At 57.2% G+C, this 16,402-nt stretch carries 15 protein-coding genes; 4 read left to right on the forward strand and 11 right to left on the reverse strand.

All coding sequences use genetic code 11. The features are described 5' to 3' along the window. Window positions 1–13 precede the first annotated feature (13 nt). The 3 genes from ydgT to blr form a co-directional block, all read right to left on the reverse strand. The gene (ydgT, locus tag HMPREF1144_RS27915; RefSeq protein ID WP_004134363.1) at window positions 14–229 is read right to left on the reverse strand and encodes a transcription modulator YdgT; all 216 of its coding nucleotides are present in this window, start codon (window positions 227–229) and stop codon (window positions 14–16) included. Window positions 230–448: 219 nt separating this feature from the next. Beyond that, on the reverse strand, window positions 449–1,819 hold the full coding sequence (locus tag HMPREF1144_RS27920; protein ID WP_009654769.1) for a GH1 family beta-glucosidase: 1,371 nt from the start codon (window positions 1,817–1,819) through the stop codon (window positions 449–451). A 103-nt stretch (window positions 1,820–1,922) separates the two neighbouring features. Further along, entirely contained in the window at window positions 1,923–2,072 is a 150-nt protein-coding gene (blr, locus tag HMPREF1144_RS27925) for a division septum protein Blr (protein ID WP_009654698.1), read from the reverse strand. 187 nt (window positions 2,073–2,259) lie between these two features. Here blr and HMPREF1144_RS27930 point away from each other — a divergent pair, with 187 nt between their 5' ends. After that, window positions 2,260–3,300, forward strand: a complete 1,041-nt coding sequence (locus HMPREF1144_RS27930) for an oxidoreductase (protein ID WP_004851420.1) — start codon at window positions 2,260–2,262, stop codon at window positions 3,298–3,300. Between the two features lie 70 nt (window positions 3,301–3,370). Here the strand turns inward: HMPREF1144_RS27930 and add are convergent, their stop codons facing one another. After that, the gene (gene add, locus HMPREF1144_RS27935) at window positions 3,371–4,372 is read right to left on the reverse strand and encodes an adenosine deaminase (RefSeq protein ID WP_004851418.1); all 1,002 of its coding nucleotides are present in this window, start codon (window positions 4,370–4,372) and stop codon (window positions 3,371–3,373) included. 271 nt (window positions 4,373–4,643) lie between these two features. Here add and metQ point away from each other — a divergent pair, with 271 nt between their 5' ends. Then, window positions 4,644–5,459: a methionine ABC transporter substrate-binding lipoprotein MetQ gene (metQ, locus tag HMPREF1144_RS27940; protein WP_004851417.1), complete on the forward strand. Its 816-nt coding sequence runs from the start codon at window positions 4,644–4,646 to the stop codon at window positions 5,457–5,459. An 85-nt stretch (window positions 5,460–5,544) separates the two neighbouring features. Here metQ and yedF read toward each other — a convergent pair whose 3' ends face one another. The 5 genes from yedF to malX all read right to left on the reverse strand — a co-directional run bounded on the left by yedF (window position 5,545) and on the right by malX (window position 10,375). After that, window positions 5,545–5,778 (reverse strand): sulfurtransferase-like selenium metabolism protein YedF, encoded by a 234-nt coding sequence (gene yedF, locus HMPREF1144_RS27945; protein WP_004102619.1) that lies wholly within the window; start codon window positions 5,776–5,778, stop codon window positions 5,545–5,547. Beyond that, window positions 5,775–6,986: a selenium metabolism membrane protein YedE/FdhT gene (gene yedE / locus HMPREF1144_RS27950; RefSeq protein ID WP_004851413.1), complete on the reverse strand. Its 1,212-nt coding sequence runs from the start codon at window positions 6,984–6,986 to the stop codon at window positions 5,775–5,777. Before yedE ends, yedF begins: the two co-directional genes overlap by 4 nt. A 188-nt stretch (window positions 6,987–7,174) precedes the next feature. Further along, a complete protein-coding gene (gene ydfZ / locus HMPREF1144_RS27955; RefSeq protein WP_004851411.1) occupies window positions 7,175–7,378 on the reverse strand; it encodes a putative selenium delivery protein YdfZ in 204 nt (67 codons plus the stop codon). Between the two features lie 183 nt (window positions 7,379–7,561). Next, on the reverse strand, window positions 7,562–8,734 hold the full coding sequence (locus HMPREF1144_RS27960; RefSeq protein WP_014229581.1) for a MalY/PatB family protein: 1,173 nt from the start codon (window positions 8,732–8,734) through the stop codon (window positions 7,562–7,564). 48 nt (window positions 8,735–8,782) lie between these two features. After that, on the reverse strand, window positions 8,783–10,375 hold the full coding sequence (gene malX, locus HMPREF1144_RS27965; protein WP_009654752.1) for a maltose/glucose-specific PTS transporter subunit IIBC: 1,593 nt from the start codon (window positions 10,373–10,375) through the stop codon (window positions 8,783–8,785). Window positions 10,376–10,549: 174 nt separating this feature from the next. On the opposite strand from malX, the gene HMPREF1144_RS27970 reads away from it, so the two are divergent. Continuing rightward, complete coding sequence (locus HMPREF1144_RS27970; RefSeq protein ID WP_004851407.1) at window positions 10,550–11,578, forward strand: Mal regulon transcriptional regulator MalI; 1,029 nt, start codon at window positions 10,550–10,552, stop codon at window positions 11,576–11,578. Window positions 11,579–11,603: 25 nt separating this feature from the next. On the opposite strand, the gene HMPREF1144_RS27975 is transcribed toward HMPREF1144_RS27970, so the two are convergent. Further along, complete coding sequence (locus tag HMPREF1144_RS27975) at window positions 11,604–13,166, reverse strand: YdgA family protein (protein WP_009654706.1); 1,563 nt, start codon at window positions 13,164–13,166, stop codon at window positions 11,604–11,606. A 98-nt stretch (window positions 13,167–13,264) separates the two neighbouring features. Next, window positions 13,265–14,443 carry a mannose-6-phosphate isomerase gene (gene manA / locus HMPREF1144_RS27980; RefSeq protein WP_042928666.1) on the reverse strand — a complete coding sequence of 393 codons (1,179 nt, stop codon included), beginning with the start codon at window positions 14,441–14,443 and terminating at the stop codon, window positions 13,265–13,267. Window positions 14,444–14,640: 197 nt separating this feature from the next. Here manA and fumA point away from each other — a divergent pair, with 197 nt between their 5' ends. Continuing rightward, complete coding sequence (gene fumA, locus HMPREF1144_RS27985) at window positions 14,641–16,287, forward strand: class I fumarate hydratase FumA (protein WP_009654773.1); 1,647 nt, start codon at window positions 14,641–14,643, stop codon at window positions 16,285–16,287. Window positions 16,288–16,402: the final 115 nt, after the last annotated feature.

The following is a 16,402-nucleotide window of genomic DNA, read 5'->3' on the forward strand; positions in this document are numbered from 1 at the left end:
ATGATGACAGTCTTTATTGCACGTAGCGCCAGACGGACTTGGGCACTTCGCCGATGTTGAACAATTTGCCGCCAGAAACCAGCTCCGCCCGGCGATGGTCGGCCGCACGATACATGTTGACGATCTCTTCGTTATCGGTCAGGGAATAGTTAAGGTGATCAAAAAGTTTTTCCAGACTTTCCAGCGAACTGATTTTACGAAATTTTAATAAGTAGTCCTGAACGGTCATTTGCGTATCCATTTTATAATCGGAATAAATTAAGTTGAATATACCCATACTGAGTAAACCTGTTCTCAACCGGCAGTTCCTTTCTAAGATAAACTGTATGCAATTATTTCGGTTGTAAATACCGGTGACAAGAACAGATGATGTTTCCGGCCTGGTAAAAAGAAATTTAAGCGTATTCCAGAACTGAATCAGGCGCCGGAAGGCGCCTGGGAGAGAAGATTAACGCTGTTCGCCTCGGCTGGCAATAACGTTTTGGTACCAGAAAAAACTCTTTTTCCGTTTACGCGCCAGATTTTGCTGGTGATCGACATAAACGAATCCGTATTGTTTTTTATAACCGTTCAGCCAGCTCAAAAGATCAATAAAGGACCAGGGGTAGTAGCCGCGAACGTCGGCGCCCTGTTCCAGCGCTTTTTCCAGCGCGGTAATATGGCTACTGAGATAGTCAATCCGCGGGTCGTCGACGATTTCGCCATTGATAATCGGGTCTATCGCCCCCAGGCCGTTTTCGGTGATGTAGATCGGAATATCACCGTAGCGCGCTTTAATCATCATGATCCCGTCGGTTAAGCCCTGAGGCCAAATTTCCCAGCCCCATTCGGTATAGGTGCTTTGCGGGTTGCGCACGAAGTAGAAGAGCCCATCCACGCCCGGCTCGCCGCCGGTCGGTACTTCAGGAGGCTGCGCCGACACGGTTTCACGGCGATAGTAGTTCAGGCCGATAAAGTCACAGCGGTTGTCACGCAGCAGGGCGTCGTCTCCCGGTTCAAAGACCGGAACCCCCCACAGTGCCCGGGTCTGCTGCAGTAGCTCTGCGGGATAGCCGCCTTTTAATACCGGATCGTAGAGCCAGTGGGTATGGATGGCGTCCGCCATCTCTGTCGCCCGCTTATCTTCCTCACTGTCGGTTAATGCGGTGTGCGGCTGCAGCACGTTGACAAACCCTATCTCCCCCGCCACACCCATTTCACGAAACGCTTTCACGGCCAGCGCATGGGCGATAAAGACGTGGTGGCAGGCCTGAATGGCGCGCGCCGGATCGCGCACCGCAGGAGGATGGAGGCCGTTAATGTAACCGTGGCCGATAAAGACGATAGTCTCGTTAAAGGTTGCCCACAGTTTGACCCGGGAGCCAAAACGTTGATAGCACAGGCGAGCGTACTCAGCGAAGGCTTCCGCGGTACTGCGCGCCTCCCAGCCGCCTTCATCCTGCAGCGCCTGGGGGAGATCCCAGTGGTACAGGGTAATCATCGGTTCAATGTTATGCGCCAGCAGTTCGTCAATCAGGTCGCTGTAGAATTGGACGCCAGCCTCGTTCACTTCACCGTGGCCGCCAGGCAGCAGGCGGGGCCAGGAAATAGAAAAGCGATAGCTTTGCAAACCCATTTCCGCCATCAGCGCTACGTCTTCGCGAAAACGATGGTAGTGGTCAACGGCGACGTCACCGGTCGTCCCCTGATAGGTGGTACCCGGAAGGTGGGAATAAATATCCCAGATAGAAGGGCCTTTGCCGTCGGCATCGTGACCGCCTTCAACCTGCCAGGCCGCGGTCGCGGCGCCCCATAAAAAGTGTTGCGGGAATTTGGACATGAAGAAACTCCTTATCGATTGATAAAGAGAGTGTAATAAAGGCGTATGCAACTATGCAACCGGTTTCAGAAACCGGTTGCATAGTTGCGAAGCGGGTCACTGTTTATTTCGACAGCGGCTTCGTCTGAACAGCATCAATGGCAGGCGGGGACTGGTAGTTATCAATATGATGAGCGATAACTAAAAGCAGGGCCGAAACGCCCAAAACAATCCAGCCAATAAGTTCTACAATACGGTTAAAAACGTTTTCCATAACTCTACGGCAAATGGTGAAACCAGACTGAAATGGTACTCAACGACTGAAGTAACGCAAGTGTTACATGATCTTAGCTGCGCAAATGGCGTAAAGCTGAGCAACCGTGCAGGGGCAAACGCGTCGAAGATGCGTTCAGAATCGCGGTGTTAGTGCGGCTGCGACATTTCGTTAAGGGGGCAGAAAAATGAGTGACCCTATCCGGGTAGGTTTAATCGGGTACGGCTATGCGAGCAAAACCTTTCATGCGCCGCTGGTCAGCGGTACGCCGGGGATGACGCTGGCGGCGGTCTCGAGCAGCGATGAAACGAAAGTGCTGGCCGACTGGCCTGCGGTGAAGGTGGTGACCGCGCCGCAGGCGCTCTTTAGCGACCCCGATATCGATCTGGTGGTGATCCCCACGCCCAACGATACCCATTTCCCGCTGGCGAAAGCCGCGCTGGAAGCGGGCAAGCATGTAGTGGTGGATAAACCGTTTACCGTGACACTGTCACAGGCGCGCGAGCTTGAGGCCATTGCCAAAAGCGAGGGCCGACTGCTGTCCGTGTTCCATAACCGCCGCTGGGACAGCGATTTTCTGACGGTGAAGTCGCTGATTAACGAAGGCCTGTTAGGGGAAGTCGGCTATTTTGAGTCGCATTTCGACCGCTATCGACCGCAGGTACGGCAACGCTGGCGCGAGCAAGGTGGGCCGGGCAGCGGCATCTGGTACGATCTTGCCCCGCATCTGCTGGATCAGGTGGTAAATCTCTTTGGTCTGCCGGTGAGTATGCAGGTCGACCTGGCTCAGCTACGGCCTGGCTCCCAGTCCACAGACTATTTTCATGCGGTGTTAGCCTGGCCGCAGCGTCGCGTGGTGCTGCACGGAACCCTGGTGGCCGCGGCGGAAACGGCGCGCTTTATCATCCACGGTTCGCGGGGAAGCTATGTGAAATACGGCCTTGATCCGCAGGAAGAACGGCTGAAAGGCGGTGAGCGCCTGCCGCAGGAGGATTGGGGGTACGATATGCGCGACGGGCTGCTGACGCGTGCCGAAGGCGAGGAAATCACCGAGGAGTCGTGGCTGACGCTACCGGGCAACTATCCGGCCTATTACGCCGCCATTCGCGATGCGCTTAACGGCATCGGCGTTAACCCGGTTCCGGCAAGCCAGGCGATTCAGATTATGGAGCTGATTGAGCTTGGGCTGGAGTCGGCCAGGCATCGGGCGACGCTGTGCCTGAATTAGGCCGACCTGACGAAACGCGCTGGCCAGGCGTTGATTGAGCTTCCCCCCGTGCTGGCACGGGGGAGAAACATCAAGCCTGATGCACGCGCTGGAGCAGCGCCGCTTTCTCCTGGGCGCTTAAAAAGGCGAGCTCCAGACCGTTTCTCTGCGCCTGGCGAATTTGCTCGCGGCTTAAACCGGCTGCCGGGGCGGCGACGGTGTATTCATGGATAATATCGACGCCCTGAACGGCGGGGTCGTCGGTATTGATGCAGGCCAGCACGCCGTGTTCAAGGAATGTTTTCAGCGGATGCTCGGCCAGGGATGGCACGGTGCTGGTCTGAATATTAGAGGTCAGGCAGGACTCAATCCCGATTCGCTGCGCGGCGAGATAATCCATCAGCGCCGGATCCTGCACCGCCTTCACGCCGTGGCCGATACGCTCGGCGCCCAGTTCGCGAATCGCCTGCCAGATGCTTTCCGGGCCAGCGGCTTCGCCCGCATGTACGGTGATGCGCCAGCCTGCATCGCGCGCGCGGCTGAAGTGATCCATAAACAGATTTCCCGGGAAGCCGAGCTCATCTCCGGCGAGGTCGAGGGCGGTGATGCCATCGCGATGGGCGAGCAGGGCCGCAAGCTCCTCTTCGCAGGCCGCTTCGCCAAAGGTGCGGCTCAGAATGCCGATCAGGCGGGCCTCAACGTTAAAGTCGCGACTGCCTTCTTTAACGCCGGCGATCACCGCTTCGACCACGCCCGCGACCGGCAGCTGGTGGGTCATCGCCATATAGCGCGGAGAGAAACGCAGTTCAACGTAGTGCAGGCCGTTGCGTGCGGCATCTTCGAGGTTTTCATAAGCGACGCGGCGGCAGGCTTCCAGCGAGGCCAGCACCTTTACGCCCCAGTCAAGCTTAGCGAGGAAGCTGACCAGGTCAGGCTCATTGCTGGTGACCTGTACATGAGGACGTAATGTGTCGAGAGTGTCTGCCGGAAGGGCGAGGTTGTACTGGCGGCCAAGATCGAGAATGGTTTGGGCCCGGATATTACCATCAAGGTGGCGATGGATGTCGGTTAATGGCAAAGTTAAATCAATCATGGTCGCACTCTTTTTTAGTTAAAGTGCGCGTCATTGTACATCAGAACGATAAATGGTTAAAAGCGGAGAAAATTACCGAACAATACAAGGAAAAAGGGTGAGGGAAGGGAAGATTGCCCTCTTAAAGGGAGCAATGACGAAATCGCTCATAGCAAAACGCTATTAATCATAGACAATCAGTATTTAATTTCGCGCCCGAGATTTTCTATAGTCTCAGGCGCTGGTTTTCCTGCAATGAATGGCAGGCAATTTTAAAAAGGACTCTGGGAATATGATCTTCACGTTAAAAAAAGTCGCGGTACCGCTGGTTGTCGCAGGCTCGCTGCTGCTGGCCGCCTGCAAACCTGGCGAGCAGGACCCCAACCACATCAAAGTGGGCATAAGCGCAGGCGTTGACCAGGAAGTCTGGGCGGTGGCGCAAAAAGTAGCGAAAGAGAAGTACAATCTCGATGTTGAGGTGGTGACGTTTAATGATTTCGTCCTGCCCAACGAGGCGCTAAACAACGGCGATCTTGATGCTAACGCTTTCCAGCATAAGCCCTATCTGGACAAACAGATCCAGGAGCGCGGCTATAAGCTGGTTCAGGTTGGCACCACGTTCGTTTATCCGATAGCGGCCTATTCAAAGAAAATCACGTCGGTCGCTCAGCTGCCCGATGGCGCGCAGGTGGCGGTCCCCAACGATCCAACTAACCTCGGCCGCTCTCTGCTGCTGCTACAAAAGCAGGGGCTGATTACGCTGAAAGACGGTGTGGGTCTGCTGCCCACCTCGCTGGATATTATTAACAACCCGAAAAAGCTGAAAATCGTCGAAATTGAAGCGCCGCAGCTCACCCGAGCGCTGGACGACCAGCAGATAACCATGGCGATTATCAATACCACCTTCTCAAGCCAGGTCGGGCTGTCGCCGTCGCGCAACGGCCTGTTCGTGGAAAGCAAAGATTCCCCTTACGTGAATATCTTCGCCAGTCGTATCGAAAATAAAGACAGCGAAAAGGTGAAAAACCTCGTGAAGGCCTACCAGAGCGATGAGGTGGCCGCGGCAGCAGAACAGCTTTACAAAGGCGATGCGGTTAAGGGCTGGTAATCGTTGACGTTTTCAGCCCCTGATGCGCGGGCTAGCGCATGTGATGCGAAAGACGGCCGGTAGCCCACTACCGGCCTTTTTCTGGCTATTTTTGAATCAAATAGCGGATGGTTGGCCCATCCTGCTGAATGTCGAGCACGGTGTAGCCGTGGTTTTTGGCATCCAGCGGGATGTTGTTAATCGACTGCGGACAGTCGCTGACCACTTCCAGAATCTCGCCTTTCTTCAGCGAAGGCATGGCTTCGAGCGTGGCGATGGCCGGATAGGGGCAGGGTTCGCCAACCATATCGAGGCGATAATCGGGGACCAGAGTTTTCATGCGCTTTCCTTAACCGTCGAGGGGGCGAGAGAGTGGCGGCGGAAAAACCGTTTTTCCCAGCCAATCACCAGAACCAGAGCGAGCAGCAGCAGGAGATAGGTTACCAGCAGGCCGCCGAATGGTCCGAAGGTCGCCAGCAGGTTGATTTTATCCCAGCTTGTGGCCAGCGCCGGAGAGAGCCCGTCCCAGTAGTAGGCGAGGATCGTTGAACCGATAACGTTGCCCAGCCCGACCCACCAGTAGTGCACCTGACCTTCCACCGCGCGGTACATCCAGCCGGTTTCGCAGCCGCCCGCCAGGACGATGCCAAAGCCAAACAGCAGGCCGCCGATAACCGCGTTGGGCCCCGCCCACATGATTTTCGGCTCCATACCCAGCTGCACATAGCTGAAGATCCCAATAGCGCTGGCGGCCATGCCGAAAATAATCGCCTTCGCCATATTGGTACGCCCGGTGATCCACATATCGCGAAAGGCGGAGGTGAAGCAGATCTGCGCCCGTTCGATGAGCAGGCCAAATCCGACGCCAAACAGCAGCGCCAGGCCGAGCTTCGGCCGATCGGCCGCGGTGAGCAGGCCCCAGGCGATCATGGCGAAAAAGACCACCATGCCGAGACGGAACCGGCGCCGCGCCTGGTCAGGTTTTTGCGTCAGCGGCGAGGCCTGGGACACTTTCTGCATTTTTACCGGAATACGGAAGATGGGCAGTAAGGTAAAGCGCGCGCCGAACCAGGTTCCGATAGCGGTAGCGATGGCAAAGAACCAGGCGTGCAGAGAAAACTGTGGGATACCGGTAAAAAATGCGGCCAGATTGCAGCCCATCGCCAGACGGGCGCCGAAACCGGCGATGATTCCCCCGACGACGGCCTGCAGAATGCGGATCCGGCTGCGGGGGAAGCGCAGCTTGACGTTATTCGCCCACAGCGCGGCGGCGAAACAGCCGCCGAACATGCCGATGATCATCATGCCGTCGATACGGGTGAGCGGGGTGCCCTCGAGATGAATGAGTTTATAGTAGCCCCACTCTTCGCTGTGCACGCCGACGAGTTGCAGCAATTGCCCACCCCAGCGGGTGAATTCGCCGGTGACGGCCCAGAAGGTGCCGGTAATGCCGAAGTAGTAGGTTGAGAGAATACCCGCGGCGATAACGGCGGGGACGGGCGACCAGAATTTAATCAGCCACGCCTGTTTGAACTGTTGCCATGTCATGAAGATGCCTCTGAACTCAGAAGGTATATTACCCGTAGCGGGTAGAAGAGGGGCGATAATACGCTGCTTATTAATGTAAAACGCTCGATGGGATCAAATTGAACGATAAAGAAAATATCAAAGGCCACGCTTGGGTGGCCTTTTACGCCTGCGGATCCGCGGTCAGATATTGATGACGGATATTGTGATTAATTAAAGCCCAGGCGAATAAGGTTTAGCGGGCAATATAACCCCTGATGTCCGTCTATTTCCACACAGTCCGCCCGGCGGAGCTGCTCCGCCGTTTTACCCTCGGCGTGGATGGCTTTGATGACGCCCGTCGCGCCGCTGTCGGCCACCATAACCATGCTGCCGGTAGCGATAGCGTTACGGTTACGATCGTAGGTGTTCATATTTTTTCCTCCTGGTGAATATTTTGACGGGAATTAAAAACGGCATTTAAATACACCTTTGTGAAATAGCGTTTTTTGAGTCTCGTCAAAATATCGTTTTATTGTGCCGGGAGGACGGATGAGTGAGCGGAGAGTCAGCGGTAGCGGACAGGCCGCTACCGCGTTGGCGACCAGCGAAAACAGTTAGCGCAGCGAGCCCAGGGCAGCAATTAATCCCTGCACGCCTTTTTCCAGCTTCTCGCGCGGGCAGCCTGCATTCAGGCGGACAAAACCCTTACCCTCATCGCCGTAGGTGTCCCCTGGCATAATGGCGACCTTCTGTTCCTCAATAAGTGCTTTTTGCAGGGCGCGATCGTCCACCGCCAGCGGGCGCAGGTCAATCCACGCCAGGTAAGTCGCCTGCGGCGGCTGCCAGTTTAGCTCGGGAAACGCCTGATTCAGTTCGCGCGCGATGTAGCGCATATTCTCCTGCAGATAGCCGCGCAGGGCATCCAGCCAGGCGGCGCCCTCGCGATAGGCGGCGATATGCGCCACCAGCGCCGGTACGGAAGGGGAAGAGAGGCCATCGCGGGCCTTAAGCGCGTGCAAATAGCTTTCGCGCGCCGCGGGATCGTCAATCAGCCCGTATGCGCCGGTAAACGCCGGAATGTTGAAGCTTTTCGATCCGGAGGTGAACAGTGCCCAGGGGCTGCGCGCCACCTCGCACCACGGGGTGTGCTGGTGTTCGTCCCACACCATGTCCATGTGGATCTCGTCGCTAATTACCTTTACGCCGTGCTTCTCGCACAGCCGTGCCATGGTTTCCAGCTCTTCGCGGGTCCATACCTTGCCGGTGGGGTTATGCGGACTGCACAGCAGCAGCACGGTATTACGCGGCTGAGCCAGTACCCGTTCCAGCTGCGCCATATCGCAGCGCCACTGATGGTTGTCGAGGGAGAGCGGAACCGCCGCGACGCGCCGCTGGTTGCCTTCAATGGTTTTATAAAAGGCATCGTAGGCCGGAGTGTGTACCACAATACCGTCACCCGCTGCCGACCACTGACGAATCATCTCCGCCACCATATAGATAACCGACGGCCCGTAAACAATTGCTTCGCGGTCGATTGGGCTATGAAAACGGCTGGCGAACCAGTGGCTCACCGCGCCGAGGAATTCATCGTTTTTCCAGCGGCTGTAGCCAAAAACGCCGTGCGCCAGGCGTTTGCTGACGGCATCGATGATGCAGGGGGCGGTGGCGAAATCCATGTCGGAGATCGTAAAGGGCAGCAGGTCGGCTGCGCCAAAACGGTCGGCGACGTAATCCCACTGTGTGCACCAGGTGCCGTGACGGTCGACCGGCGTTGAAAAATCAAACATCTGCACTTCCTTCATCATGTCCCCCTCCTGTACGGAGGGGGGCGGAGCCTATGCCTCAACGGTATTCATCAGGACAGCCATTTCATCTTTCACCGACTGCACCTGCGGGCCAATCACCACCTGCAGGTTGTGCTGGTTAAGCTGCACCACGCCGATGGCGCGATTCGCTTTCAGCGCGGCGCTGTCGACTTTGCTCATGTCGTTAACCGACAGACGCAGGCGGGTTATGCAGTTATCGAGCGAAACGATATTTTCCGCGCCGCCGAGCGCGGCCAGAATCGCCGGAACGTTGTAGCCTGATTTTCCGGTCACGCCGGTGACGGCCTTTTCGAAAGCGCTATTGGTTTCAATATCGCGTCCCGGGGTTTTCAGGTTAAAACGGGTGATAGCGAAACGGAAGATACCGTAGTAAACCGCAAACCAGATGGCCGCGACCACCGGTACCAGATACCACTTGGTTGACAGACCGTGCAGAATGCCGAACACCACAAAGTCGATAACGTTGCCGTCGGTGTTGCCGATAGTCACGCCCAGAATGGCCATCATGGTAAAGCCCAGTCCGGTGAGGAGCGCGTGGATAACGTACAGCACCGGGGCGACGAACAGGAATAAAAATTCCAGCGGCTCGGTCGTGCCGCCTACCACGCAGGCGATAACGCCGGAAATCAGCAGCCCCTTAATTTTATGGCGGTTTTCCGGGCGAGCGCAGTGGTACATTGCCAGCGCCGCTCCCGGCAGGCCGCCGAGGAAGGCCGGCATTTTGCCTTGCGAGAGGAAACGGGTCGCGCTTTCGGAGAAGCCGTGGGTGGTTGGGCAACTGAGCTGGGCCTGGAAAATCGTCAGCGCGCCGCTGACGCTATGGCCGCAAACGTCCATGGTTCCCCCCGCCTCGGTAAAGCGGATCAGCGCCACCAGAATATGGTGCAGGCCGAAAGGCAGCAGCAGGCGCTCTCCGGTACCGAAAATCATCGGTCCGAAATCTCCCGCGCTATTGATGACGTGGCCGAGGGCATTGATCCCCATGGCGAAGACGGGCCAGATCAGCGGAATGACCAGACCGACCAGGCCGAGAACCACGGTCGTGATAATCGGTACAAAGCGGGTGCCGCCAAAAAAGGCCAGCGCGTCGGGCAGGCGGATATTGTGAAAATGCTCATGCAGCATCCAGACGATGATCCCGGCGATCACCGCGCCGAGGATCCCGGTGTCGATCGATTGAATGCCGATAATATTCTGGATGTTGTTCGCTTTGAGGACGGCGGCATCGGTGGTCGGCAGAATGCCTTTGGCCGTCAGCCAGAAGTTAACCGCCAGATTCATCACGGCATAGCCGACAAAACCGGCAAACGCGGCGACGCCTTTGTTTTCCCGGGCCAGTCCTAGCGGAATGGCGATACAGAACATCACCGGCAGAAAGCTGAAGGCGAAGGAGCCGACTTTGCCCATCCAGATAAATACGGCCTGCAGCAGCGGCACGTCCAGCCACGGCAGGAGCGTCAGGACATCATGGCTGCTCAGAGAGCTGCCGATCCCCAGCATGATCCCGCAAAAGGAGAGCAACGCCACGGGTAACATGAAGGTTTTCCCTAACTGCTGGAAAAACTCCCACAGGGTAATTTTGGTTGCTGTTTTCGCCGTCATAACACGAATCCTGGTTCTTTAAGTTATCGGTAGGATGTAACGCCACGGAAAGATAAAACGTTTTATCAAATTTTAGTGCGATAAAAATCACATATTCCGGCGATAATAACGTTTATAAAGAGAGTATCTTGATAAAACGTTTTATCGACAGCCAAAGGGAGTCGGCCTGCAGTTATGGCTATCGCGAAAAAAATCACCATTAATGATGTCGCCCAGGCGGCGGGCGTGTCGGTCAGTACGGTATCGCTGGTGCTGAGCGGCAAGGGGCGTATTTCGTCGGCCACCGGCGAGCGCGTCAATCATGCCATTGAACAGCTGGGTTTCGTGCGCAACCGCCAGGCGGCGTCGCTGCGCGGCGGCCAGAGCGGCGTTATTGGCCTGATCGTCAGCGACTTATCGAAGCCTTTCTACGCGGAGATGACCGCCGGATTGACCGACGCGCTTGAGTCGCAGGGCAGAATGGTGTTTCTCACCCAGGGGGGGCACAGCGGTGAAAAAATGCTCCAGCGTTTTGATACCCTGGTGGCGCAAGGGGTCGACGGCGTGGTGATTGCCGGGGCGATCGACCAGGGGGCGGAGCTGCGCGATCGCGCGGCGCAAGCTGGAATGCCGCTGGTGTTTGCTTCCCGCGCCAGCTATCTCGACGATGTCGACCTGATCCGCCCGGATAATATGCAGGCGGCGCAGATTGTCACCGAGCACCTGATCCGCCGCGGCCATCAGCGCATTGCCTGGCTGGGAGGGCAGAGCTCGTCCCTGACGCGCGCTGAACGGGTAGGCGGCTACTGCGCCACCCTGCTGAAGTATGGCCTGCCGTTTCATAGCGAGTGGGTGCTGGAGTGCGAGTCGAGCCAGAAGCAGGCGGCAGAGGCGATGGCGGCGCTGCTGCGGCAAAACCCAACGATCAGTGCGGTGCTGTGCTACAACAGCGTGATTGCCACCGGGGCGTGGTTTGGGCTGATGCGCGCCGGGCGGCAGAGCGGCGAAGCTGGCGTCGAAAGCTATTTTGAACAGCGGGTCGCGCTGGCGGCCTTTGCGGAGTTACCCGAGGAGGCGCTGGACGATCTGCCGCTGACCTGGGTGACGACGCCCGCCCGGGAGCTGGGACAAAGCCTCGCGGAGTGTATTTTACGGCGTATGGAAGAGGGACAGGGCGCGGCGAGAAACCAGATTATTTCTCCCCGGCTGATTACCCGAAAATAGCCCCTGCACAGGGGCTATTTGCCGTTTATTGCTGCGGCGCGGCGGGTGGCACCACGTCTTGCGGCGCGTCATCTTGCGGCTGAGTTTCCTGCGGCGCTGCGGGTTCAGAGACGGCGGGAAGCGCTAAACCGAACATTCCGGCAAACTCATCCAGCGGCATTTTCTGTCCGTTCAGCGTAACCTGGCCGTCAGCGTACTGCAGACTTGAGGTAATGGCGTTATCTTCCATGGTGGTGATGCGGAACATCTGCCCCATCGCCGCCAGGCCTTTCACCTGCTGATCCGCAAGCTTAGCGGCGTCGGCGGGCTGATAGCCTTCCAGCCCGGCAATCTGGGTCATAAACGCCGTTGCCATATCCACCGGGATCACCAGCTTACCGTCGAGCGATTTAACGCTGCGATCCACTTCATCCGCCAGCGTCTGCGGCGGGGTGGTGGTCAGCGACGGGTCTTTCAGCAGAATCGAAAGATTCAGGGTGGTTTCCCCCTTCGCATTGCGCCAGCTCAGCGGCGAAATGGTCAGGGACGGGCTCCCTTTCAGCATCATCGGCAGCGCGCTAAAGAAGGTTTGCGTTAACGCCTGCTGATAGAGCTCAGGATTCTGCGCCAGCTGCGGATCCGCCATCAGCGCCTGCGCTTCAGCGTTGTATTTTTGGCTGAACTGATGGAAGGCTTCGCCATTAATGTTGTCCAGCTTCAGCGTCAGCCGGCCGCTGCCGATATCCTGATTTTGCAGCTTGAGGCTGTTGACCGTGTAGTCCAGCTGGCTGTTAATACCTTTACCGTCGGCAGTCAGCGACGAATTGCCGTCAATTTTCATCCCTTCGAACAGCGCCAGCTCTTTGCCTTCAACGCCAATCGCCAGCTTGTCCAGCGAGATAGCCTGTTTACCGATACGCTCGTTGAAGCTGGCCATTTCGGTAGAGCCGTCGGTTTTCAGGTTATTAAAGGTGAGCTGAACTTTCTGGTTGTACTCGTTAACCGCGTTAATCTGCCCGCTACCGGCTTCGCCGCTCAGGCTGAGGGTTTTCCCTTCGCGGTCAGCGTCCAGCTGGAACTGTCCGCCGCTGAAGGCCACCTTCTCATCGCCTTTTGCGTAATCAAGCGGATTGAGCACAATAGCGGATGTGTTGTCGCCGCTATAAGCGATACGGGTATCAATGGTGAACGGCGTTTCGCCTTTAGCGATGTCGAACAGCGCCTTGCTGGCATCGTTATTGGTCAGGGTGGTTTTGACCGACGCCATCGCCGGGGCGAGGTTAAAGGATTTGAGCGAAGCCAGCGGGAAAGGGCCGTGATCGACGACTTCATCAAACACCAGCGACTGTCCGGCGGCAAGCCAGCGGGGCGCTTTGCCGGCAGCGGGCTTCAGCACCAGCTGTAAATAGCTGCGGAACAGTCCGCGCTGATAGCCCTGATACGTCAGCTCCACGCCAGCCTGCGGCGCGCTGCTTTGCAGCTGAGCATTAGCCTGCTGCACCATATCGGCAATGCGGCTTTCCAACTGCTTCCCCGTATACCACGCGCCGCCCGTCCAGACGACGCCCAGCGCAATGATAACTCCTGCTGCGACCAGCGATTTTTTCATAGCATTTGTCCATAAATGAAACCAGGCGGATCGGGCCGCCTGGTTGTGTTGTCATGATGGGTGAAAGTCTAGCAACTGTGGCTAAAAAGTTCAGTAACTTACTGGAGCTTATTAAACACGCGCGCCACGCGGCCGTGGCCGCTGACCTGCACCGGTGATTCATTACAGCCGATAAACGCGGATTCACCCGGCTTCAGCGTCAGGCTCTGCTCGTCTTTGGCGATGACCGCTTCGCCCTCGACGCAGAACAGGATCGCCGCGCTCTGTTGGGCGATGGTTGACGGCTGCGTCGACAGGTCGTGCAGCGAGAAGGCAAAATCGTCAACCGGGATGGGGAAGTCCAGCTCCGCGCCGTGAATCACCGGCTGGGTCAGCAGTTGGCCCGCGGGTTTTGGCTCAAATTTGACGTTCGCCACCAGTTCCGGAATATCGATATATTTCGGCGTCAGGCCCGCGCGAAGCACGTTGTCAGAGTTGGCCATCACCTCCAGCGCCACGCCCTGCAGGTAGGCGTGCGGGGTTTCCGCAAACAGGAACATCGCCTCACCGGGATTCAGTTTGACTACGTTGAGCAGCAGCGGAGAGAAGAGGCCGCTATCGTCCGGGTAGAACTCGGCGATCAGGCGGATAGTCTGCCAGGGCTCACCCTGCTCGCTGTCCAGCGCCGCCTGCAGCACCCGTAAGGCGTGCGCTTTTTCATCCCCTTTCATATTCAGCAGGCTGGCGAACAGCTGGCTCAGATGCCCGGCGTCAGGCTGCGCAAGGAACTGGGCAATCGCCGGATGCGCATCGGCAACCGGCTGCAGCAGGGTGACGATCTCGGCAAACTCGCGGAAGGCGTTCATGGCGAGGAACGGCGTTAAGGCGAAAACCAGCTCCGGCTTGTGGTTCGGATCTTTATAGTTACGTTCGGCGGCATCAAGCGGGATCCCGGCAGCGTTCTCTTTGGCAAAACCGATTTCCGAGGCCTGCTTGTTGGGGTGCACCTGGATAGAGAGCGGCTGCGCGGCGCACAGGACTTTGAACAGGAACGGCAGTTCGCCAAAACGCTCGGCGACTTTCGCGCCAAGCAGGGTTGCTTTATCGCTTTCGATCGCGTCGCGCAGAGAGCGCGGTGTCCCGCTATTATCCACAATCTGCGAGCTGCTCTTGGGATGGGCGCCCATCCAAAGCTCCGCCATCGGCAGGTTGTCCGGGTTAGCAATCCCATAAAGTTCGGTTAAGGCGGTATGGCTTCCCCAGGCGTAGTTTTGCACTGAGTTAATGAGCTTTTGCATTCTCAATCCCTGTTTCCACTTAATAGTCATGGCACTATTAAACCAGCAATCGACCGATAAGCAACCGGCGCGAAGAAAAAGTCGTCCTTGTCTCAGTTTTTGTTAAAAAATTGTGTAAAATCGATCGACTCGCTTTTCCACGGGCAAATGGAGTGTCTGCCTGAAATATAATCAGCTAAGCAGTAAGTGAGAGCACAATGTCGAATAAACCGTTTGTATATCAGGATCCTTTTCCACTGAAAAAGGACGATACCGAGTACTACCTCCTCAGCAGTGATTACGTCTCCGTCGCCGAATTCGCCGGCCAGGAAGTTCTGAAAGTTGAACCTCAGGCGCTAACTTTACTGGCACAACACGCTTTCCACGACGCCTCCTTTATGCTTCGCCCGGCGCACCAGCAGCAGGTGGCCGATATTCTCAACGACCCGGAAGCCAGCGAAAACGATAAGTACGTGGCGCTGCAGTTTCTGCGCAACTCGGATATCGCCGCCAAAGGCGTGCTGCCGACCTGCCAGGATACCGGTACCGCGATTATTACCGGCAAAAAAGGCCAGCGCGTGTGGACCGGCGGCGGCGATGAAGCCGCGCTGGCGCAGGGCGTTTATAACACCTATATCCAGGATAACCTGCGCTATTCGCAGAACGCGCCGCTGGATATGTATAAAGAGGTCAACACCGGCACTAACCTGCCTGCGCAGATCGATCTTTACGCCACCGACGGCGAGGAGTACAAATTCCTCTGCATCGCCAAAGGCGGCGGCTCGGCGAATAAAACCTACCTGTACCAGGAAACCAAAGCGTTAATTACCCCGGCGAAGCTGAAAAACTATCTCGTCGAAAAGATGCGCACTCTGGGAACCGCCGCCTGCCCGCCGTACCATATTGCTTTCGTCATTGGCGGCACCTCGGCGGAGTCCACCCTGAAAACCGTTAAGCTGGCCTCAACCAAGTACTACGACGGCCTGCCGACCGAAGGCAACGAACACGGTCAGGCCTTCCGCGATATTCAGCTGGAACAGGAACTGCTGGTGGAGGCGCAAAACCTTGGTCTCGGCGCGCAGTTCGGCGGCAAATACTTCGCCCACGATATCCGCGTCATCCGCCTGCCGCGCCACGGCGCCTCTTGCCCGGTGGGCATGGGGGTCTCCTGCTCGGCGGATCGCAATATCAAAGCCAAGATCAACCGTCAGGGGATCTGGATTGAGAAACTGGAGAGCAATCCGGGCAAATATATTCCCGAGCATCTTCGTCAGGCCGGCGAGGGTGAGGCGGTCAAGGTCAACCTCAACCAGCCGATGAGCGATATTCTGGCGCTGCTGTCGCAGTACCCGGTGTCGACCCGCCTGTCGCTGAGCGGGACGATTATCGTGGCCCGCGATATCGCCCACGCGAAGCTGAAAGAGCTCATCGACAGCGGTGAGGCGTTGCCGCAGTACGTCAAAGACCACCCGATCTACTACGCGGGCCCGGCGAAAACGCCCGATGGCTACGCGTCCGGCTCCCTTGGCCCGACGACCGCTGGCCGCATGGACTCCTACGTCGACCTGCTGCAGGCGCACGGGGCGAGTAAAATCATGTTAGCCAAAGGCAACCGCAGCCAGCAGGTGACCGACGCCTGCCACAAACACGGCGGTTTCTACCTCGGCAGCATCGGCGGCCCGGCGGCGGTACTGGCGCAGCAGAGTATCCGCAGCCTTGAGTGCGTGGCGTACCCGGAGCTGGGTATGGAAGCCATCTGGAAAATTGAAGTCGAAGACTTCCCGGCGTTTATCCTCGTGGATGACAAAGGCAACGACTTCTTCCAGCAAATCCAGAGCTCGCAGTGCACCCGCTGCGTGAAATGATTTCAGCCGCCCTTCGGGGCGGTTTTTTTATGCCGCTTAGCGGCACGAACCACCAAAACAACTTATAAATCTGACCCATACTTTACCCTTGAGCAGGTGAGCTTTGTCGCTATTA

The organism is Klebsiella sp. OBRC7 (assembly GCF_000293135.1).
Lineage (GTDB): Bacteria > Pseudomonadota > Gammaproteobacteria > Enterobacterales > Enterobacteriaceae > Klebsiella > Klebsiella michiganensis.